This window comes from Psychrobacter sp. WY6 (assembly GCF_018448495.1).
Lineage (GTDB): Bacteria > Pseudomonadota > Gammaproteobacteria > Pseudomonadales > Moraxellaceae > Psychrobacter.
Window position 1 is genome coordinate 363,643 of record NZ_CP049902.1, and the last position, 22,072, is coordinate 385,714.

Annotated in this window: 14 protein-coding genes, 2 rRNA genes and 2 pseudogenes; 6 read left to right on the forward strand and 12 right to left on the reverse strand. The window is 43.3% G+C overall.

Annotated features, from left to right (window positions below; translation table 11 throughout):
- Positions 1-169 precede the first annotated feature (169 nt).
- Positions 170-1,651: a lytic murein transglycosylase gene (locus tag G7Y90_RS01770; protein ID WP_201560837.1), complete on the forward strand. Its 1,482-nt coding sequence runs from the start codon at positions 170-172 to the stop codon at positions 1,649-1,651.
- Positions 1,652-1,781: 130 nt separating this feature from the next.
- On the opposite strand, the gene G7Y90_RS01775 is transcribed toward G7Y90_RS01770, so the two are convergent.
- The 4 genes from G7Y90_RS01775 to G7Y90_RS01790 all read right to left on the reverse strand — a co-directional run bounded on the left by G7Y90_RS01775 (position 1,782) and on the right by G7Y90_RS01790 (position 5,391).
- Positions 1,782-2,081, reverse strand: a complete 300-nt coding sequence (locus G7Y90_RS01775; protein WP_201560838.1) for a hypothetical protein — start codon at positions 2,079-2,081, stop codon at positions 1,782-1,784.
- A 276-nt stretch (positions 2,082-2,357) separates the two neighbouring features.
- On the reverse strand, positions 2,358-3,356 hold the full coding sequence (locus G7Y90_RS01780) for a DUF4062 domain-containing protein (protein WP_201560839.1): 999 nt from the start codon (positions 3,354-3,356) through the stop codon (positions 2,358-2,360).
- A 165-nt stretch (positions 3,357-3,521) separates the two neighbouring features.
- Complete coding sequence (gene murI, locus G7Y90_RS01785; RefSeq protein WP_250163229.1) at positions 3,522-4,556, reverse strand: glutamate racemase; 1,035 nt, start codon at positions 4,554-4,556, stop codon at positions 3,522-3,524.
- 139 nt (positions 4,557-4,695) lie between these two features.
- Positions 4,696-5,391, reverse strand: coding sequence for a DUF1285 domain-containing protein (locus G7Y90_RS01790; RefSeq protein WP_201560841.1), 696 nt, complete (start codon positions 5,389-5,391; stop codon positions 4,696-4,698).
- A gap of 613 nt (positions 5,392-6,004) precedes the next feature.
- Between G7Y90_RS01790 and G7Y90_RS01795 the strand changes: the two genes are divergently transcribed.
- Positions 6,005-7,642, forward strand: a complete 1,638-nt coding sequence (locus tag G7Y90_RS01795; RefSeq protein ID WP_060492314.1) for an electron transfer flavoprotein-ubiquinone oxidoreductase — start codon at positions 6,005-6,007, stop codon at positions 7,640-7,642.
- A 113-nt stretch (positions 7,643-7,755) separates the two neighbouring features.
- On the opposite strand, the pseudogene G7Y90_RS01800 reads toward G7Y90_RS01795, so the two are convergent.
- Positions 7,756-9,238 (reverse strand): annotated as a pseudogene (locus tag G7Y90_RS01800) (alanine/glycine:cation symporter family protein).
- 1,112 nt (positions 9,239-10,350) lie between these two features.
- On the opposite strand from G7Y90_RS01800, the gene G7Y90_RS01805 reads away from it, so the two are divergent.
- From G7Y90_RS01805 to G7Y90_RS01820, 4 genes are all read left to right on the forward strand, one after another.
- Complete coding sequence (locus G7Y90_RS01805) at positions 10,351-10,611, forward strand: DUF4212 domain-containing protein (protein WP_045448034.1); 261 nt, start codon at positions 10,351-10,353, stop codon at positions 10,609-10,611.
- 4 nt (positions 10,612-10,615) lie between these two features.
- On the forward strand, positions 10,616-12,481 hold the full coding sequence (locus G7Y90_RS01810; protein ID WP_250163230.1) for a sodium:solute symporter family protein: 1,866 nt from the start codon (positions 10,616-10,618) through the stop codon (positions 12,479-12,481).
- A gap of 359 nt (positions 12,482-12,840) precedes the next feature.
- On the forward strand, positions 12,841-13,005 hold the full coding sequence (locus tag G7Y90_RS01815) for a hypothetical protein (RefSeq protein WP_250163231.1): 165 nt from the start codon (positions 12,841-12,843) through the stop codon (positions 13,003-13,005).
- Positions 13,006-13,021: 16 nt separating this feature from the next.
- A complete protein-coding gene (locus tag G7Y90_RS01820; RefSeq protein WP_250163232.1) occupies positions 13,022-13,384 on the forward strand; it encodes a hypothetical protein in 363 nt (120 codons plus the stop codon).
- An 84-nt stretch (positions 13,385-13,468) separates the two neighbouring features.
- Here G7Y90_RS01820 and G7Y90_RS01825 read toward each other — a convergent pair whose 3' ends face one another.
- From G7Y90_RS01825 to G7Y90_RS01855, 7 genes and pseudogenes are all read right to left on the reverse strand, one after another.
- A complete protein-coding gene (locus tag G7Y90_RS01825; RefSeq protein ID WP_045448040.1) occupies positions 13,469-14,074 on the reverse strand; it encodes a rhomboid family intramembrane serine protease in 606 nt (201 codons plus the stop codon).
- 40 nt (positions 14,075-14,114) lie between these two features.
- On the reverse strand, positions 14,115-15,164 hold the full coding sequence (locus G7Y90_RS01830; protein ID WP_201560842.1) for a 5'-nucleotidase: 1,050 nt from the start codon (positions 15,162-15,164) through the stop codon (positions 14,115-14,117).
- 322 nt (positions 15,165-15,486) lie between these two features.
- A complete protein-coding gene (locus G7Y90_RS01835; RefSeq protein ID WP_250164035.1) occupies positions 15,487-16,737 on the reverse strand; it encodes a TRAP transporter large permease in 1,251 nt (416 codons plus the stop codon).
- Positions 16,628-17,257, reverse strand: coding sequence for a TRAP transporter small permease (locus tag G7Y90_RS01840; RefSeq protein WP_250163233.1), 630 nt, complete (start codon positions 17,255-17,257; stop codon positions 16,628-16,630). The genes G7Y90_RS01835 and G7Y90_RS01840 overlap by 110 nt, the downstream gene beginning before the upstream one ends.
- Positions 17,258-17,315: 58 nt before the next feature.
- A pseudogene (locus G7Y90_RS01845) lies at positions 17,316-18,374 on the reverse strand (TRAP transporter substrate-binding protein).
- A 362-nt stretch (positions 18,375-18,736) separates the two neighbouring features.
- Positions 18,737-18,851: ribosomal RNA gene (rrf, locus tag G7Y90_RS01850) — 5S ribosomal RNA — on the reverse strand.
- 188 nt (positions 18,852-19,039) lie between these two features.
- Positions 19,040-21,901, reverse strand: a 23S ribosomal RNA gene (locus tag G7Y90_RS01855).
- Positions 21,902-22,072 lie beyond the last annotated feature (171 nt).

Sequence of the window (22,072 nt, forward strand, 5' to 3'; positions counted from 1 at the left end):
AGCCTATCTACCTTAAACCCTCTCCTAACCTCACGCCACCGTCAATTTATAGTAACAGCTTACTTCTACCTTTTCTTTACCAATGAGATTGGTTACTCTAAGTCCATACTGCACCAATCCGCTTTGCTTTCTCTTTTAATAACTATTTCAACGTTTATAGGATATTTTCATGCGTTTGACTCCAGTTTCTACTTTAACGTTACTTAGCCTTGCTGTTGGGCTGAGTTTTGCTAGCACTGCTCAAGCAGCCAAACCACCAGCGCCAGACTTATCTAATGCCGAGTTTCAACAATGCTTAGACGGTTTGAAAAACTCTAGCAAATTTCGAGGCGTCGATAGTTCTACTTTTAATAACTATCGCCCTAGCCAGCCTGATCCTAGCGTGATTCAGTCATTGAATTATCAGCCAGAGTTTCAAAAAGACGTTTGGGATTATTTATCTTCATTGGTCGATAAAGAGCGTGTAGAAGATGGCATCCGCGCCAAGCGTCAATGGGCGGATACGCTACGTCAAATTGAATCACGCTATGGCGTCAAAGCCGAGCACGTACTAGGTGTATGGGGCGTTGAGTCAAACTTTGGGCAGACATTGGGCAAAAAACCTTTGTTTGAGTCTTTAGCGACGCTGTCTTGTTTTGATCGCCGTCAGAGCTACTTCCAAGGTGAATACGCTAATGCGCTAAAAATCGTCCAAAACGGTGATATCGCGCCAAGTGATATGACCGGCTCATGGGCAGGCGCTTTTGGGCAAACGCAATTTATGCCAAGTACCTTTTTAGAGCTGGCAGTCGATTTTGATGGCGATGGTCGCCGTGATTTGGTCAATAGTGTGCCTGACGCGCTCGCCTCTACCGCCAACTTCTTGGACAATCGTGGCTATCGCACGGGCGAGCCTTGGGGCTACGAAGTCAAGCTGCCCAGTGGATTTTGGGCTGCGTCTGACCGTAAAAACAAGAAGTCTATCAGCCACTGGCGCAATCAAGGTATCACGCTCGCCAATGGCAGTCCATTGCCAAACGACTTGAGTAGCGCCGGGTTATTATTACCCGCTGGCAAAGATGGTCCTGCATTCTTGGTCGGTAAAAACTTCGATACGTTTTATTCTTATAATGCGTCAGAAAATTATGCATTAGCAATCGCCCATTTATCAGACTTAATCACCAAAGAGGACAGCAGCAAAACTGACTTTGTCACGGCATGGCCTACCGATGACCCTGGTATCAGTCGCCAGCAAGCTAAAGATATCCAGCAGGCGTTATTGAACGCGGGTTACGATATTGGTGGTGTTGATGGCATTATTGGCGACAATACCCGTATCGCGATTCAGCAATACCAATCTAGTCGTGGTATCTTGCCAGCGGATGGACGCGCAGGACAGAAATTCTACCGCGCAATCATTAGAGATGCTGGAAACACAGCCCCGAAAAGCACGCAATACGGCAATCAATACGGGCAGCCGTCGAATAGCCAGCCTTTAAACCCTGCCTCTGCTGATCGCATGGGACAGCTGATTCAGCAGCAAACGAGTACTCCTAATGCTTACTCGACGCAGCCTTCTGCACAATCACCGACCTCTGGTAACACACGCTATCGCCGTGTCATCGGTAGCGACGGTGTGGTGAAGCTCGTTCGTGTTGACGAAGGTTCTTAGTATTCCACGGATGTAGCTTAGGTTAAGCACATACTAGACTAAGCACGCCCTAGATTAAGCACATAAAAAAAGCCACGTTAATAATAACGTGGCTTTTTTCATAGGGTTTACTTTTTAGTCAATTTTTAACTTAAACGATCGGTGGTGGGTTCGGTTTACCATTGTCACCATCCCAGTTCTCACGTGCTTTTTCATCTAGATCCGCAGGCGTTTTTGGTTCCCACTTGCCGTTTTCTTTCCAAGTAGCATCGCCCCAATCAGCATCTTCTTCTTTTCTGTCCAAGTCTTTGTAAGCTTGGCTAGGGTCGATACCGCGACGTTTCATGTCCGCTACTTGCTCGTCTAAGGTATGAAACTGCTCGGCAGCATGCATAGATTCTTCTAAGCCATCAAGCTCTTTTTTTAATGCATCGTTTTTAGCGTTACTCATCAGTTGCTCTCCTTAGTCAGTATTATTATGCGATTTATATACATTCGACTTATATGTATACAATATATACGTCAGTAATTTTAATATAAATAATGTATTTATTATCAATCTCTGATTAGTCTCAATATTACCAGTCTTAAATGGATTCACAACCGTTGACGCGTATGCTTTGTATTACAAAACGTAGTCACAGCCACACGTGTACTCTTTACAGCAGATAGGCTATGACTATTTTGAAATAAGGAAGGCAGGAATATTATTAGTGCAGAGTGCGAATCATTGGGAGTTATGATGGACTTCGTTCAAGAGATTTTTTGCATGAAAGGTCAACTTCCAAAGTTCTTGCGAGACGCGAGTGCCATAGGTTGTGAGCTGTATCCAGTTTGCACCCACTAGCTGACGTTGTAGCTGGTTCAAATCATCTTGAGAAATTTGGCAGCGCGAGACCGCATGGACATTCGGCATCTCTTTTTTGATGTCTTGCTCAGCTTTTGACGCTATCAAGCGGTTCATAGCATTTTGCAAGCCATAGCTCGAAAAGGTCGCTGGTATTTTCATCAAGGCGATCAATATCTCTTGCCATGTTAAGGTCATGGGTCTGGTAACATCGGTCAGGTTGCCACCTGCATAAGCTTGAGCACTATATTGAATATCAAAAGCTTCTAACAATACAATTGGCTTACTCACATCATCAGAGACGAATTCATCAGCAGGTGGGCTATTTTCCTTTAGCGTTTTGTCAGTAGACAATAGATCTGCAAACCGTTCCGCTACTGTTTGTTTGCTAAATTTGATCATCTCTTCATTAGCTCTCAGCCATCCACCAACGACCTGATGATTGGTCACTGCGTTATAGTAAGCTTGTACAAGTAATGGCTCAATATCCGTTTCTGTATCATAATAATATATCGTATTGTCCTGCCGAGTTACCGACTTAATAAATTCTTGCAGTTGACGACTGATACTCGCATCTGGATGATGATTTTTGACTAAAATGAGTAACGGTTTGAGTTTGGCTTTGGCATTCAAATAGCTCAAATGCATTTGGCTAACGCCATTCCTTTGCACGGTGCCGTAACTGTCTCCAATGAGCATCAGTGCATAATCGCAGGAGTCAATACATTGTCGACCATATAGCGATGCTTTTGGCAATTGGCTCGACACATCATAGGTCAAGAAAGCCCGCGACTGAAAAAATATCGCCAAGCTGTCCAAGACCAACAATTGATCATTGTCAGCGCATATGATGTGAATATGATAGCGACGGTCTGGCACAATCACCTCTAAGCTTAGGTCATGACATAGAATAATATGATATAAAATAGAGCACAAATATCTTGTTTTGCACAGCCTAGCATAATCTTATAAAAATAAGCTCAATTTATTTTTATTATATCAACATTATGGTTACGGGTTTGATATAAACACCTTTAGCTGCGCCTATTCAGAATAGTATTGCAAGATGGCATCTTTGCCAAGCAAACGCGCTATTAAAGTACCCAGTTTATCGTCAAACTTAGTCGCATAAAAAATCAATGGCGGTCGAATGACAACTTTTGTTTTGTCAGTTATTTCTAAACAATGATCATCTGAGGTATTGTCAACCAATGCAGACAGCTGATTTGCAGCCAATAGCTGCTTAACTCGCTCAGCAATCGCTTGTCCAGAATCAACGACCTGCATCGCCAATCGCTGCTGAGCAATCTCATCTAACAAAAACGTTTTGAAAAATGGATAGTGCGTACAGCCTAGTACCAATTGATCAACGCCATCATGAGCAAATAATGTGAGCTGCTGGCGTAATCTTAAAGCAGTATCGTCCTGCTCTGGCATTCCCGCCTCGACCCAAGGTACCAATTGCGGATCAAAATATTTGGTCACTACCGTATTGTTGGGTTTAGCAAAGTGATCGATGACCTCATTAAGCAATGTGCCATTCAAGGTAGCCTTAGTCGCTAAAACGACCACGCGACCAGTTTTGCTCGCCGATATGGCTGGCTTTAGCGCCGGGACTAATCCGACGATAGGCAGCTGCGGATAACGCCGTCTGGCTGTTTCCAAAGCATAAGCTGAGGCGCTATTACAAGCAATAACAATGAGCTTGCAGCCCTGCTCATACAACCAATCAACGGCTGTTAAAGTCAACGCTTCAATATCGGCGCTATCACGATTACCATAAGGCACATTTAAGGTGTCTGCATAATAGACATAATGCTCGGCAGGCAACTGCTGTGCCAAATGTAGATAAACTGACAGTCCACCGACACCAGAGTCAAACAATCCGATTGGCGCATTGCGCTTTTTATTATTTATAACTGTGCCAATATTCGTTTTATGGATGTCAGCTTTAGTATTAGTTGCACTTTCAACATGCTCAACATGTTTACCATCAAAGCTATCTGAGCGCATTTTCACCCTATTTAAGCTATCACTTGCAGCAATATCCATCACTACTCTACTGCCATTTTTATACATATTGTCATCTTTATGCTGTTTGCTGTTTGCTGTTTGCTGTTTGCTGTTTGCTGTTTAGCATACTACAGTAATTATCTGGTAATTTATCGCTATCTAAGCCGTAAATCATTTGACGGATACATAGCTTTGAGCCCTTGCGTTAACTGGCTGGCATCGACAGCTCATAGGATTTTCCGCCACTTTGTAACGTCAGTATCGTCTCACCATTTTGCTCTGTCAACTCACCAATTTCGGTCAAGTGATAAAAAGTATTACGCCCAATAAGTGCGTCCAAACCATTTCTAACGGGCATATAAGGACGTACCTGCATATCCATTGCTGTCTGCTGATCAATCGTATCATTGTCTGTAGGATTATACGCCTTTAATGTGATGGTGTGCTCATCATCTAAACGCACCACATCGCCAGTCGTCGTGGTAAATTCTAGCCAACGGTTATTGCCTTCGTTGACGATACCGACGTCATTGATTAACAAAGGGGCATCTTCAACTTGGATACGGATTTTCTGTACTGGCGTCTTCAAAAAATATTCAATGATGCCATTATTGTCTTCTTTCCATAAAATAGTCGCAAATAAACTCACCAATGACTCTCTGGTCATTTGTCCGCCTTCATGCCACCACTCGCCATTTGCCTTTATGACCAGATCCATATCGGCCACATCTTTTGGGTGCCATTTATCCAATGGTGGGATGGCACGTCCTTCACGTTTGCCTACGGTAGACTTTAGATACTGACTGAGCGAATCCATATTACTTAGCTCAGATGGCACGTCTTTTGGCGGTTTAGCTGCCGATTCATCAATTTGAATTATGTCTTCATTATTGTTATTCATCGTATAATCCTTTACTTAGCATTCAAAGTTTGGCAAATCTATTATTACTATAAATTTTAGTTTCGGGTATGATGAAAACATATCATCTTAGCACCCTCATTAGTTCAATCTTACCTTAACATCGATACTCATAAATGCGTATCGTGTTTGTAGGACTTTTCTTTTATAATGAGTAACGATTTTTTATTGAAATGGTCAAGTGGGTGTTGTGTTAATGACACATTTTACGTGATGTGTTGATATCCTTATATACATGGATCTCAACAGTAACATGGTCAATTGATGTCGCAAAGACAGTTTTTATCGGGCAGCCATATGTCTGAGTAATGTTAGCGCCGCAAGTCTATTATTCAATGGTTAAGCTAATGATGCCCTGAGATAAGCCACTAAAAGTTTAGGAGTAGGTATGCAAGAGCAAGACAATCAAAAGCCAGTCATTGATAGTGACACTGTGAATACTGACCCATCAGTAGCGACAGAGACGGCAAATCTAGATAAAGCAGAGTCAGCCGTTGTGACCCAAGAAGCGCCAGCTGAAAAAGTCGCTATCGACAAAGCGCCAGAGCCAGTAGTAGAAGCTGTCGCGGCAGAGCCTGAGATTGAACGTGAATCCATGGAATTTGACGTTATCATCGTCGGTGGTGGACCTGCTGGGCTATCTGCTGCTATCCGCCTGCGTCAACTCGCTATCGCTGCTGGTAATGATGAGTTTATGGTTTGTGTGGTCGAAAAAGGTTCTGAGTTTGGTGCGCATACCTTATCAGGTGCTGTCATCGAACCACGCGCTTTGAACGAGCTGATACCAGACTGGAAAGAAAAAGGCGCGCCGCTTAATGTGCCAGCGACCGAAGATCGCTTTTATTATCTAAACTCAGCCACGCGCTCTACTAAAGTACCTGACTCGTTGATTCCAGGACCGATGCACAACAATGGCAACTATATTGTTTCATTGGGCAATGTGGTGCGCTGGTTGGCGGTACAAGCTGAAGAGCTTGAAGTCATGATGTTCCCAGGCTTCCCTGCAGATGATATTTTATATAACGACGACGGTTCTGTACGTGGTGTCTTAACGGGCGATATGGGTGTGGCTGCCAATGGCGAAGCCAAGCCTAGCTTTGAGCCAGGTTATGAGTTACTTGCTAAATACACTATTTTTGCCGAAGGCAGCCGTGGTCATTTAGGCAAACGCTTAATCAGCCGTTTTGATCTTGATAAAGACTCAGATCCTCAGCATTATGGTATCGGTCTAAAAGAGCTGTGGGACGTAGCCCCTGAGAAACACGAGCAAGGCGTGGTCATGCACGGTCTTGGCTGGCCCTTGACCGAAACAGGCTCTACTGGTGGCTGGTGGTTGTACTTCGATGAAAACAACCAAGTAAGCTTTGGTCTTGTCGCTGACTTGTCTTACCACAACCCATATATGTCGCCATTCGATGAGATGCAGCGCCTAAAGACCCATCCCGTCATCAAAAACGTATTGGAAGGCGGCAAGCGTATCTCTTATGGCGCACGTGCTTTGACCAAAGGTGGCTTAAACTCTTTACCGAAATTCACTTTCCCAGGTGGTGTATTGGTCGGTGATGATGCTGGATTCTTGAACCCTGCTAAAATCAAAGGCACACACACATCGATGAAGTCAGGCATGCTAGCCGCCGAAGCCATCTTTGAGGCACTACAGGCCGATCGTCAGCATGATGAAGTGATTGCTTATACCACCATGTATAAAGAGTCATGGTTGTATCAAGACAACTATGAGTCACGCAACTTCTCGCCTGCAATACATCGCATGGGTCTGTTTATGGGCGGTGCTTTTACCTTTATCGAGCACAACTTATTAAAAGGTAAAATGCCGATTACCTTACATGACAGCCTGCCAGATTATGATCAGTTAGAGCGTGCCAATCATGCTTTTCAGCCAACCTACCTCAAGCCTGATGGCAAACTGGTATTTGACAAGCTGTCATCGGTATTTATCTCTAATACTAACCATGCAGAAGACCAGCCGGTACATTTGAAATTGACTGATCCAACGGTACCTGTTTCAATTAACTTACCGCTATATGCTGAGCCTGCTCGTTTATATTGCCCAGCTGGTGTGTATGAAATAGTGAAAGATGCAGAAGGAGCTAAGTTTGTGATCAATGCGCAAAACTGTGTGCATTGTAAAACTTGTGACATCAAAGATCCTTCACAGAATATCACTTGGGTAACGCCAGAAGGTGGCGGTGGCCCTAACTATCCTAATATGTAAATATAAACAATGTTAGAATTAATCACTAATACTAAAAACCGCCCTTATGAATTCATAAGGGCGGTTTTTTTAACTTCGACACATGAGACAAGTTTATCTTTAATCAGGTGAGATTAATCCGTCCATGCATCACGATTGGCTTCGTTTTTAAGCTTCACAAAGTCATCAGGATTAAACTTGATTTGATCGCCAGTTTTACCTTCTTTAATCTGACGCTCGTAATCACGCAATATGCGCAGTGCTACGGGTGACAAGATTAAAATAGCCACTAAGTTAACGAGTGCCATTAGACCCATTGATAAGTCAGCGAAGTTCCATATGGCAGGAAGACTCGCAATAGCACCCACAAATACCATGCCAAGTACCATAAAGCGGAATATCATGATCATGACTTTGGCATTTTTGGCACCAGAGATGAATTCAAGATTTGACTCACCATAGCTATAATTGGCAATGATAGAGGTGAAAGAGAAGAAGAAAATAGCAATCGCAACGAAGATAACACCCATATCACCCACATATTGCGACAGTGCCAACTGCGTCAGCTGAATACCTTCTTGCTCAACACTAGGATCGACCACACCGGACAAAATAATAATTGACGCCGTTGCCGTACAAATGACAAGGGTATCCATAAACACACCCAGCATTTGCATAAATCCTTGCACCGCTGGATGATCGGGGTGACTCTTCGCCGTTGCCGCCGCATTAGGCGCTGAACCCATACCCGCTTCATTTGAAAACAGACCGCGCTTGATACCGTTAATCATTGCCTGAGCAATACCATAACCAATCACCCCGCCTGCTGCTTGCTCAAAACCAAATGCTGATTTAACAATTAACACAATCGCCGCTGGGAATTGACTAAAATTCGTCACGATAATGAACAAGGCCAATAAGATATAGAGAATCGCCATAACGGGTACGATTTTACCCGCAATACGAGCAACCGAGCGCAAACCACCGAATACCACTGGCGCAACTAATACGACCAATACCAAACCTGTCATCCACGTTGGAACCCCAAATGCTTCGTTGGTCGCTTGTGCGATGGTATTTGACTGCACGCCATTAAAGGCTAAGCCGAACGCTACTAATAAGCATAATGAGAAAAATATCGCTAGCCAGCGCTGACCGAGACCTTTTTCGATATAATAAGCCGGTCCACCGCGGTAAACATTGTCATTGTGCGGCACTTTATAGGCTTGTGCTAATGTTGATTCGATAAAACTGGTCGACATACCGACGATCGCAGTCATCACATCCAAAACACGGCACCCGGACCGCCAAGGTAAATCGCGATTGCAACCCCTGCTAAATTACCTGTACCGACCCGCGCTGCCAATGAGGTCATCAGCGCCTCAAATGAGCTGATACCGCCATCTTTACGCCCTTGATTGGACACGCGCAATAGCTGCCACATATGCCCAAAGTGGCGAAACTGAATAAAACGTGTGGCAATGGTAAAATACAAACCTGCACCAATCAGTACGAACATCAGTAATCCATACCAAGGGTTACTTGCAATCAACCAATCATTGTTGCCCCAAATAATACTGACACCATAATTGACGATGCTATTAACCAACCTGCTATCCCTTCACCATACCTGCTATCCTCTCACTTACATTTTATACTGCTAGTATTTTATGGATTGATGTGATTAATGATATTTAAAAATGCTTACTAATCCCTCTGCCTACTCATGAAACAGTAAATATCTGATCAATATACTGGCAAAGTAAATCACTAACATCCTGTCGCTACATTTTAACTGACTAGAGATTATTTAACTATTTCAAACCTCTATTATAAAATTAAATAACTACGAACTTTTGTAAGGTATTTAGATAAAAGTCAAAAAAATATTTTTTATATGAAATACTAAAGAAAACTTTGAGACTAGGTCAACAAATAGATTTTAAAACGTATTCATATAAACACCATTCCAAAAAATAGTCACTGCCATAATATTTATTGAGTAAAGTATTGGCTATATTATAGAATGAATGACTTTTATTGCTAATAATGCTCTAATACCTCTATAAAACTAAATCCTTATATAAATAGGGTTTTAGCACAACACCTGAGCAACGGCCTTTTTTTTAGCTGCTCTCTCTAACATAAGTTGACCATGGTTTCCATAAAGCAAACATTTAGTTACATAAAGTAAATAAAATTTATTTATTGTTAATTAAGTCAATATTGTATATATTCCCAATAAGTTCATAAATATTTCTTGCAATACTTATTGGCATGAATAATAAGTTGAAATTTAAGACAATATCATCAGGGATGATGAGCATAATAAGACAGAGGACTGTCAATCAATACGACCCTCCTCCATAAATCCTCATCTCTATATACTATAAATCCAGTCATTCTATAGCCCATAATTCTTGTTAGATGTTTAGGTTATAGTCGACCCACAGCCATATTTTACAATGTAAATTTTTAGCAAAATCGAACCACAGAAAAGTATTTTTCGTAGTGCTTTGATTAATAGAAATCTGCTTTTTTTTCGATAATATTGGGTTACTTACTACTGGTTGGTCATTCTGCTTTATCAGCCTATAAACTGATTTTAGGATTCGTTTATAGACAACGTATCGAACTGTCTTCCATCATGTGATACATGCTAAAGCAAAATAACTTGTCAGGCTCAAATCAGTAATCTTGTTTTTATGTTAGGCAAAAGGAGTTGTCCTATGGAAAACCACAACGATCCATCCGGTTATTGGCGTGCCAATGTCCGTCTCATTTTAGGTAGCCTATTTATTTGGGCGCTATGCTCATACGGGTTTGGGATTTTGTTACGTCCTCTCTTAGCAGGTATTAAAATCGGTGGTACCGACTTGGGCTTTTGGTTTGCTCAGCAAGGATCCATTGGGGTATTTATCGTTTTAATTTTCTTCTACGCTTGGCGTATGAATAAGTTAGATAAACAATACGGCGTAGACGAGGAATAGCCCCATGAGTCAATTTACGATTAATATTATTTTTGTAGGTCTATCTTTCGCTCTATACTTCGGTATTGCAATTTGGGCACGTGCTGGCACAACGAGTGAATTCTACGTAGCAGGCGGCGGTGTTCACCCTGTCGTCAACGGTATGGCAACGGCTGCTGACTGGATGAGTGCTGCGTCATTTATTTCGATGGCAGGTATTCTTGCCGCTGGCGGTTATGGCGCATCAACTTATTTGATGGGTTGGACAGGTGGTTATGTACTACTGGCAATGCTCCTAGCACCTTATTTACGTAAATTTGGTAAGTTTACGGTACCTGACTTCATCGGTGACCGTTTTTATTCAAAAACGGCAGCAATGATTGCCGTAATTTGTTTGATTATCGCGTCAACGACTTATGTTATTGGTCAGATGACGGGTGCTGGTGTCGCTTTCTCACGCTTCTTGGAAGTTGAAAACACTACTGGTCTACTGATTGCTGCGGTTGTTGTCTTCTTCTACGCTGTACTTGGTGGTATGAAAGGGATTACTTATACGCAGGTAGCGCAGTATGTGGTTCTAATGATTGCATATACCATTCCTGCTGTTTTCATCTCACTTGAGTTAACAGGCAATCCAATTCCAGGTTTGGGCTTGTTTTCAAACCATGTGGAAGCAGGCGTTCCTATCTTAACCAAGCTAGATCAGGTGGTTACTGATTTGGGTTTCACGGCTTATACCGCTGACGTTCCTAACAAGCTAAACATGGTGCTATTTACCTTATCGCTCATGATTGGTACAGCAGGTCTACCACACGTTATCATCCGATTCTTCACCGTCCCTAAAGTCGCTGATGCGCGTTGGACTGCTGGTTGGACGTTGGTATTTATCTCGCTACTATACTTCACTGCTCCTGCCGTAGGTGCAATGGCACGTTTAAACCTGATTGATACGATTTATCCACAAGGGGTGGCAGAAGCACCTATAAACTATGATCAACGTCCAGACTGGATGAAGACATGGGAAGATACCGGCCTTATTAAATATAATGATCTTAATAATGATGGTCGTATCCAAATGTACAACGACAGTGGACTTGGTGCCGCTGAGCTTGCCTTGAGTGCTGCACAAGCGGATGGTGGCGATGTAGCCGCTGCCACTGCAGCTGTAGAGACTGCACGTGTCGCACAGGATCTAGAACTTGATGGACGCTTTACCGCAGCAGGCTGGAAGGGTAATGAGCTGGATGTCAATGCCGATATCTTAGTATTAGCTAACCCAGAAATTGCGAATCTTCCACCATGGGTTATTGGTCTTATCGCCGCAGGTGGTTTGGCAGCAGCGCTTTCAACAGCAGGCCTACTACTCGCTATTTCGTCAGCGATCAGTCATGACTTGATTAAACGAAACCTTAATCCAAACATTACTGATAAAGGCGAATTAAGAGTTGCGCGTATTACGATGGGTGTTGCGATTGTAGTTGCTACTTGGTTAGGAATAAATCCACCAGGGTTTGCCGCACAGGTAGTCGCATTAGCATTCGGTATCGCTGGTGCATCGCTCTTCCCTGCACTGATGATGGGTATTTTCTCTAAACGGATCAATAATGTTGGTGCCATCGCTGGTATGCTAACAGGTCTGATTAGTATCCTTGTTTATATCTTTGTCTTTAAAGGTTGGTTCTTCATTAGCGGTACAGCGAACTTCCCTGATACGGCAGAGTATTGGTTGTTTGGTATCTCACCACTATCATTTGGTGCGATTGGGGCGTTGCTTAACTTTATCGTAGCGTTTGCTGTCTCTTATGCTACTGCTCCCCCACCATTACACATTCAAGAGTTGGTTGAAAGTGTCCGCTCTCCACGTGGCGCAGGCGGTGCAGTCGACCACTAAGTGTATAAATGAGAATATATCTTCAGTTACTATATATCACTCACAGGCAGTAGCTGCTTGTGAGTGATTTTTTTATCTCTTATTGATTATAAAAAATGTTAGATTTTGCTTTATTGAATATACTTTATTAACTATGCTTAGGGCGTGTCCTCAATTAAATCGATTACCCTCTAAATGGGCTAAAAATGGCTAAATTTTACCAAACATCGTCAAATAGCTTATCAATATCTCGATATTATTTGCGCTACTTTCCTTGTTTGACGGCAATTTATCTCATTTTTATTACCATTTTTAAAATGAGGACACGCCCTAGTTAAAAGCGCTCAACTAAAAGTGCTTAACGCATTAAGGAAGATTTTATGCTTTTTGAGTTTATCGCTACCATTGCTGCCGCATTTGGCATGGCTGGTCTGGCACTCATTATAACTCACCTCAGTAAACTGGCTGGCAAACGCGCACCAAAGTGGCTTATTCCTTTGTTTGCTGCGATTGGTATGTTTGCCTTTCAAATACACCAAGTATAACTGGTATGGTCAGCAAGTGAGCAAGTTACCAGCAGGCGTGCAAGTCGTCAAAGTAGCAAAAAGCACCGAGTGGTTTCGCCCATGGTCTTATATCAAACCGCAAATATTACGTTTTATCGCTGCCGATACCGCCAACGCTAGCGTGCAGGTAGACAATCCAGATGTATATTTGGTTAATTTATATCTGTTTGAAAGACGCAGAAGTGTGCAGAAAGTACCACAAGTTATAGACTGTCGTATTCCTGCGCGTGCCGATTATGTCATACCCGAAAAAGACAGTAAGCTAACGATTGATGAACATGTCAAGCAAACAACAGCATGGCGAGAGTTGGCAACCGATGACCCGTTGTTCATTAGTATCTGTACTGATAAAAGCTAACCTCCTCATAAATATGCAAATAAAACCCTGCTAAAACATCTGATTACTAAGGGATTTAAGACAGCTTATATTATAGTCATGTATTCAGTTGCGCTGAGAAGTTGCGGTATAAGTATGCTTAGAATTAGCGCCTAACAGCAATCCAGCGCATAGACCACCGAAGTGCGCCGCAAACGAAATACCTTGTTGCGGCATCAATCCTTGCTTGATGGTCAACCAATAGCCAGTACCCATGACAATACAGGCAATCAAATAACCCCAACGCCGCGCAAATACAGCACCACCTATCATATAGCCGAGCATCGCGAAGCATAGCCCTGATGCGCCAACATGAATTGACAATGGCGAGCCAATGATCCAAGTGACCAATCCAGACGCGATAATGAGCTTAATCACTGTTCGATAAGCATTCTTCTCAAACAATCCAAACAAAAATAAAATCTGTAACAACGTCAAAGTGTTACCAAGCAAATGTGAAAAATTGCCATGCATCGTCCATGACGCAAATACTCCAATCATGCTGCCCACATCCAAGGCACGAGGCACAATCCCAAAGATATTCCACATGCCAAATAATGCCACTTCATTTAAAAAAAACATGCCCCACATCGGTATTAATACAAAAGCATATAAGCCTATAACCTGCTTTATTCGTATCATAATCAAGCTAAGCAGTTGCTGCCAATTCATATAATGCCCTATTCTTTTAATCCATGTTTTTAGCGATATTTTAATGACTCAGCGTAGCAGTGGAGCGTGTTACAGGTGTAAAATCTAACAATGCAGCCTCTTTGCCAGTCATCAAATAACTGTCACTATGTAATAACGACGTCGAGTGATAAGGCACTAAAGCGGTGGGCACAAAACGACGAGCGGCATCGATATGTTTGATAGAATCATCAAAAAAGATATGAGGTGCAAACGTTCTAAGTACCGCTGTTTTTTCTAAACCTCCTAAGAAAAACGCCATATCAACATTGACGCCCCACTCTCGCAATGTCTTAATCGCACGCAGATCAGCAGGTGCGTTGCGAGCTGTCACCAATGCAATCTTTATTGGAGAATACTTGAGACCAGCAGGTAGACGTTCCTGTAAATTTGATAGTTTAATCAACAATTCAGCATAAGGGCCTTTTTCAATGGGTAAATCACGCATCTGTATTTCGCGATCGTGAAAAGCACGCAGTCCTTTTTGCTTGTACAGTAGCTCACCTGAATCATCAAACAGCACCGCATCACCATCAAAAGCAATACGTAGCTGATCGGTATCTAACTCATAAGTATTGACAGGGGTTGCGTCGAGTATCGCACAAGCGCAGATATTGGCATCAGCCACTTGCTGGGCATCTTCGCGATTGGTCGTCAAAAATAGATCGACATTGAAGTCTTTAATATAAGGAGCCACAGGACTGCCTGAAATAAATGCCGAGCGTGAGATAGTCAGCTCATGTTCAAGAATTGCATTGAGGACTTGAATGCCCGTATCTGGACTACTCTTTGAAACAATGACCACTTCCACCAAAGGTGTCTCAACCTGTAAATCTTGCATGCCATCATTGCAATAATTATTCAGATTTAATAGAGCTTTAATTAATGGATAACCAGCACCAATACTGAGAGCATCGTTCTCACGCTTGGTCATATAGTCTCGAAATTCTTTTATGGCGCTTGCAGGTCTCTGCTCTAGCAGCTCTAGCAAATAATTTTCTGATTCTGTTAAATTAAAAAGTGCCGTTGCAGAAATCGCGACGATGAGCGTATTACTAAAATCGACTGCCATGATTTTCTCTACTTATAAAGTTATCTATCGGAAATGCCAACCAGTTTACTACATTCACAAGCCCTTAGAATGATAAGAAAAGTTATCCACGTATAATGTCATTTAGTATAAAAACTACTTTTTAAGTAATCAAAATGACCGCTCAGAAAGTGTCTCATAATGTGACTTTATGTGGAATAATTTAACCATAGAATTATTACGCCGATTTTTTCTTTTATCATAAAAAAGCCATATTGTTATGAAAACAATATGGCCCTATTAATAAACAATACAAATGAACGACGCAGCTATGATTTTCTAAGCTTCCTTTTATCAATAGCGCTTACGTTAGCAGCACTAAAGATATTGCTGGAAAGGCGACCAAAATAACCAGTCGAATCAGATCAGAGACAATGAACGGTGCGACCCCGCGAAACATATCAGACAGCTTAATATGCGGTGCCATTGCCTTAATCACAAAGATATTCATCCCCATCGGCGGCGTAATCAGTCCAAGCTCTACTGTCAATACAGCGATGATACCAAACCATACGGGATCAAACCCTAACGCCACAATGATTGGATATACCACTGGAATAGTAATGACCAGCATCGCCAAAGCATCCATGAACAACCCTAAGAGGAAGTACATGATTAAGATACAGATCAGTACAATCATTGGGCTAACTGCTAATGTACCAATCCAAGTCGCTAGCGTATAAGACAAGCGTGAGACGGAGATAAAGTAACCCAAGGCTTCTGCACCCAGCAGCATAAAGAATACCACCGCTGATAATGCAAGCGTTTCAATCAAAGATTGCTTTAGACCTTTTATACGCATACCTTTGGCAAAAGCATAGGCCCAAGAAACAAACGCACCGACTGCTGCTCCTTCTGTCGGAGTAAATAACCCAAAGAAAATACCAGCGATAATCACAATGAAAATAAAGCTAAATGGTATGAGTCCCGTCAATGACAGCAGCTTGGCTTTCCAAGAAGTAGGCTCACCGCGACGCGCTAAATGCGGCTTCCAGCGTACCATAATCATAACAGTGATTGAATACATCACCATGCCCAAAATCCCAGGCAAGAAACCAGCGATGAACATGTCACCGACTGACTGCTGGGTTAAGATGGCATAAACCAGTAGCGCAATGCTAGGCGGAATCATAATACCTAACGTGCCACCCGCTGCTAAAATACCACAGGCAAAACCTGGTTGATAACCATACTTCTCCATTTGTGGCAGCGCAACCTTGGTCATAGTGGATGCTGTGGCTAAGGATGAGCCTGAGATAGAAGCAAAAATACCAGACGATCCTATGCCAGCGATACCCAAACTGCCCCTCACTCCCCCAAAAATAGTTCGGGTAGCTTCAAACAATTTCCCTGCCATCCCTGAATGGGTAGCAAAGACTCCCATTAAAATAAATAAGGGAATCGCACTAAAGTCATATTTGGCTAACACATCTACCGGAATATCTTTAAGCATTTGTAATGCACCACTGGGTGCCGTCACTGCGCCAAAACCAACCAATCCAACACCTAACATGGCAAGCGCCACTGGAACTCGCAGGACAACAAGCAGGATCATGACGATTAAGCCAATGGCTCCAATAATTTCTGGACTCATGCGCCTGTCTCCTCGGCGTCAAAGAACTCGCCCGTTTTAAAGATATGATGGATTCGATTAATGAGCGAATGGCGAGTAAGAGACTTAAAAATGCACTAAATGCATAGATGGGCATCATTGATAATCGAAGGTCTTGAGTGACTTTGCCGTATGCTATGGCATCAACAGCACTCTCATAAAGCCCCCAAGCAAAAACGATACCGATGATAAAAAAGCCCATCATAAAGACGCCCATCATATAGCCTTTAACGGCTTGCGGCATTTTTTGGGTAAAGACATCAACGATGATTTGTGAGCGTTCGACGAAAGCGCCAAAGGCAGCAAGTAAAGCAAAGAGCATGAAGTAAGAAACGATCTCTACACTGCCTTTAACAGTAAAGCCAAACTCACCACCAGTCAGCTTGAAATATAACGAGCAGTCACATCGAGCATCGTTATGAGGACAATAATAATAAGACTGACACCACCAATAAACTGGCATAATCTAGAGATTAAAATGCTGATTTTTACTAAAAATGCCATGTGACACCTCCAATGGGTTATACCACTTTACAAGCGGCACTGGCAGCTTTTGCTTTCTCATAGACACTATCAGCATCTAAACCCAAAGCATTGACATCACTTAGATATTTTTTAGTACCCTTTTCAAGTGGTCCTTTCCAATCAGGATCATTCAATGGATCAGGAATTTCAACGATCTCATCGCCTTTAGCTTTAGCAGCTTGAATGGCCATTTGATCATGCTTATCAAACACTTCACCAACTTTATTCGCCAATGCCATTCCTGAGTTTTTATCCAACACTTGCTTTAAATCATCAGGTAAGTTGTTATATTTATCCTTATTCATAGTAACCATCAGCGCCGAACTATAAAAAGGAATGTTGGTATGATATTTGGTGATTTCGTCAATTTGAACGCTGTTACGGCCTCCCATGGAAAGCTCAACCCTCGACGACGCCGCGCTGTAGCGAGGTATACATATCATTAGCAGGCAATCCTACTGGTGACGCCCCAGCACTCTCGATAATGTCACCCGCGACCGCAGAAGGGCGGCGGATGCGCATGCCTTTCATGTCTTCAGGAGTCCGAATCAACTTATCCGTAGTATGCAGTGAGCCAGGCCCAGCACCATACATAAATAGCAAATGAGAATCTTCGTATTCACTAGCAAGCGTGCCATCCTCATAAAGAGTCTGAAGCATACAACCCATTTGAGTCGCTGAGTTTGATAAACCAGGAAGTTCAGTGATTTGAGTTAAAGGAAAACGACCACTGGTATAACCATGTGCTTGTGAGCCGATATCTATCGTACCTTAGCAGCAGATTCGTACGTAACATCTGCTTTGGCAAGACCCGCGGAAGGATACAACTCTACTTTTAAGCGACCATTAGAATCTGTTTCAATTTGCTTTGCCCAAGGTTCAAAAACCTCTGTGCTGATAGAAGAGGTTGCTGGCCAAAAGTGAGAGAAGCGTAAAACGGTCGTTTCTTGAGAGGTTGCTGATGAGCCATCAGTCGTGTTAGAAGATTGGTTAGAGCAGCCTAAAAGACTAACAGCCGCTAAGGCACCAATTGAAAAAAGAGGAGCTAGCTTCATTATCAATTCCTTTTGATAATCGTGAGGAGTAATACATCACTGGTAAATAATCCAATCTATACCAGATGTAATAACTTACAAGTTTCAAATATATCTTTTACATACCTGTAATAAAAATCTAGTTTAAAATTAGCAGCTATAATATAAGTCAAATCATTTTGATGGCAGGACTAGAAAATATATTCATAAAATTGCATAGCATTTAAACAAAAAAATCGTCAATTCAAATAGAAAATACACTTATAGAGTGTGAATTATAAAAGTAAGTTAGATTAAGTGTAAAATTATACTTAATGTCCCAACCCCTAGACAAAGAAAACCCCCCAACGAATTAACGTTGGGGGGTTTTACTTTGAATAGAGAGCTGACGATGACCTACTCTCACATGGGCGAACCCACACTACCATTGGCGCAATGATGTTTCACTTCTGAGTTCGGGAAGGGATCAGGTGGTGCCATCATGCTATTGTCGTCAGCAAAGGGGGTTAGATATGAGTCTGTTATTTTTATTGTTTGACTATAAGTGTTTAGTTTATGGTCGATCAACTTGTAACCTAACTGAATCAAGGTTAAAGGTGATATCGAAATATTCTCTCGTTTCTATAAGCTTTCGCTTATACAAGATAGATTAATTAGAGCTTTCATACAAACCACTTGGGTGTTGTATGGTCAAGCCAAACGAGCAATTAGTACAGGTTAGCTACATGCATCGCTGCACTTCCACACCCTGCCTATCAACGTCGTAGTCTTCAACGGCTCTTTAGGGAAATCTAATCTTGAGGTGGGCTTCCCGCTTAGATGCTTTCAGCGGTTATCCCATCCGAACGTAGCTACCGGGCAATGCCACTGGCGTGACAACCCGAACACCAGAGGTTCGTCCACTCTGGTCCTCTCGTACTAGGAGCAGATCCTCTCAAATTTCCAACGCCCACGGTAGATAGGGACCGAACTGTCTCACGACGTTCTAAACCCAGCTCGCGTACCTCTTTAAATGGCGAACAGCCATACCCTTAGGACCTGCTTCAGCCCTAGGATGAGATGAGCCGACATCGAGGTGCCAAACACCGCCGTCGATATGAACTCTTGGGCGGTATCAGCCTGTTATCCCCAGAGTACCTTTTATCCGTTGAGCGATGGCCCTTCCATACAGAACCACCGGATCACTAAGACCTACTTTCGTACCTGCTCGACTTGTGGGTCTCGCAGTTAAGCGCGCTTTTGCCTTTATACTCTACGACCGATTTCCGACCGGTCTGAGCGCACCTTCGTACTCCTCCGTTACTCTTTAGGAGGAGACCGCCCCAGTCAAACTACCCACCATACATTGTCCTCGGTATTGTTATACCTGAGTTAGAACCCCAACATGACCAGGGTGGTATTTCAAGATTGGCTCCACCGAGACTAGCGTCTCGGCTTCAAAGCCTCCCACCTATCCTGCACAAGTCAGGTCAAAGTTCAATGTAAAGCTGTAGTAAAGGTTCACGGGGTCTTTCCGTCTAGCCGCGGGTACACAGCATCTTCACTGCGATTTCGATTTCACTGAGTCTCTGCTGGAGACAGCGCTGCCATCATTATGTCATTCGTGCAGGTCGGAACTTACCCGACAAGGAATTTCGCTACCTTAGGACCGTTATAGTTACGGCCGCCGTTTACTGGGGCTTCGATCAAGAGCTTCGCTTACGCTAACCCCATCAATTAACCTTCCAGCACCGGGCAGACATCACACCCTATACGTCCACTTTCGTGTTTGCAGAGTGCTGTGTTTTTAATAAACAGTTGCAGCAGCCTGGTATCTGCGACTGCCAACAGCTCAAGGAGCGTGTCCTATCACCATCAGCAGCGTACCTTCTCCCGAAGTTACGGTACCATTTTGCCTAGTTCCTTCAGCAGAGTTCTCTCAAGCGCCTTGGTATTCTCTACCTGATCACCTGTGTCGGTTTAGGGTACGATTCGTTTATAACTATTGCTTAGAAGCTTTTCCTGGAAGCATGGTATTTGCCACTTCACTGTACAAGTACAGCTTGCTATCAGATCTCAGCCATATAACAACCCGGATTTACCTAAGTTGTAAGCCTACATCCTTTCACCTGGACAACCAACGCCAGGCTGACATAACCTTCTCCGTCCCTCCATCGCATTATAAACAAGTATCGGAATATTAACCGATTTCCCATCGACTACGCCTTTCGGCCTCGCCTTAGGGGTCGACTCACCCAGCCCCGATTAACGTTGGACTGGAACCCTTGATCTTCCGGCGTGCGAGCTTTTCACTCGCATTATCGTTACTCACGTCAGCATTCGCTCTTGTGATACCTCCAGCATGCCTTACGACACACCTTCACAGGCTTACACAACGCTCCCCTACCACTTGAAAACAAATTCAAATCCGCAGCTTCGGCTCCTAGTTTGAGCCCCGTTACATCTTCCGCGCGGGCCGACTCGACTAGTGAGCTATTACGCTTTCTTTAAAGGATGGCTGCTTCTAAGCCAACCTCCTAGCTGTCTATGCCTTCCCACCTCGTTTCCCACTTAACTAGGAATTTGGGGCCTTAGCTGGCGGTCTGGGTTGTTTCCCTCTCCACAATGGACGTTAGCACCCACTGTGTGTCTCCCGGATATCACTCATCGGTATTCGGAGTTTGCATCGGTTTGGTAAGTCGGTATGACCCCCTAGCCGAAACAGTGCTCTACCCCCAATGGTGTTCGTCCGAGGCGCTACCTAAATAGCTTTCGGGGAGAACCAGCTATCACCGAGTTTGATTAGCCTTTCACCCCTATCCACAAGTCATCCCCTGGCTTTTCAACGACAGTGGGTTCGGTCCTCCGGTGCCTGTTACGGCACTTTCAACCTGCTCATGGATAGATCACTCGGTTTCGGGTCTATACCCTGCAACTAAACGCCCTATTAAGACTCGGTTTCCCTACGGCTCCCCTAAACGGTTAACCTTGCTACAGAATATAAGTCGCTGACCCATTATACAAAAGGTACGCGGTCACCCTAATAAATTAAGGCTCCCACTGCTTGTACGCACACGGTTTCAGGTTCTATTTCACTCCCCTCACAGGGGTTCTTTTCGCCTTTCCCTCACGGTACTGGTTCACTATCGGTCAGTCAGGAGTATTTAGCCTTGGAGGATGGTCCCCCCATCTTCAAACAGGATTTCTCGTGCCCCGCTCTACTTAATATGTTAACGCTAATGTTTCGAATACAGGACTATCACCTACTACGGTCAGCTTTCCCACGCTGTTCTTCTACATTAGCATTAATCGGCTTCTCCCCGTTCGCTCGCCGCTACTAGGGGAATCTCATTTGATGTCTATTCCTAAGGGTACTGAGATGTTTCACTTCCCCTCGTTCGCTTCTTGTACAAGTACAAGATACCTACCTTATGGTAGGTGGGTTTCCCCATTCAGAAATCTCCGGATCACAGGATATTGCCGCCTCCCCGAAGCTTATCGCAGGCTGTCACGTCTTTCATCGCCTCTGACTGCCAAGGCATCCACCATGTGCGCTTCATTACTTGACCATACAACCCCAAGTAGTCTTTCGACTGCTAAGTGTTATAAAGTCTAATTATGATAACGATATCACCTATGTTTATACGCTTGATTCAGTTCTCTTTACTTTTTTTAATCACTCACCCCTGGGATAACAACTGATGTCGTTAAGAGGTGAGTGATTAAGGTTAGGAAGTGCG

Coding starts and splice junctions, on each gene's coding strand:
- G7Y90_RS01770 (WP_201560837.1), top strand. CDS start 170: ATGCGTTTGACTCCAGTTTCTACTTTAACGTTACTTAGCCTTGCTGTT.
- G7Y90_RS01775 (WP_201560838.1), bottom strand. CDS start 2,081: ATGAGTAACGCTAAAAACGATGCATTAAAAAAAGAGCTTGATGGCTTA.
- murI (WP_250163229.1), bottom strand. CDS start 4,556: ATGTATAAAAATGGCAGTAGAGTAGTGATGGATATTGCTGCAAGTGAT.
- G7Y90_RS01790 (WP_201560841.1), bottom strand. CDS start 5,391: ATGAATAACAATAATGAAGACATAATTCAAATTGATGAATCGGCAGCT.
- G7Y90_RS01795 (WP_060492314.1), top strand. CDS start 6,005: ATGGAATTTGACGTTATCATCGTCGGTGGTGGACCTGCTGGGCTATCT.
- G7Y90_RS01805 (WP_045448034.1), top strand. CDS start 10,351: ATGGAAAACCACAACGATCCATCCGGTTATTGGCGTGCCAATGTCCGT.
- G7Y90_RS01810 (WP_250163230.1), top strand. CDS start 10,616: ATGAGTCAATTTACGATTAATATTATTTTTGTAGGTCTATCTTTCGCT.
- G7Y90_RS01815 (WP_250163231.1), top strand. CDS start 12,841: ATGCTTTTTGAGTTTATCGCTACCATTGCTGCCGCATTTGGCATGGCT.
- G7Y90_RS01825 (WP_045448040.1), bottom strand. CDS start 14,074: ATGAATTGGCAGCAACTGCTTAGCTTGATTATGATACGAATAAAGCAG.
- G7Y90_RS01830 (WP_201560842.1), bottom strand. CDS start 15,164: ATGGCAGTCGATTTTAGTAATACGCTCATCGTCGCGATTTCTGCAACG.
- G7Y90_RS01835 (WP_250164035.1), bottom strand. CDS start 16,737: ATGATCCTGCTTGTTGTCCTGCGAGTTCCAGTGGCGCTTGCCATGTTA.
- G7Y90_RS01840 (WP_250163233.1), bottom strand. CDS start 17,257: ATGCCAGTTTATTGGTGGTGTCAGTCTTATTATTATTGTCCTCATAAC.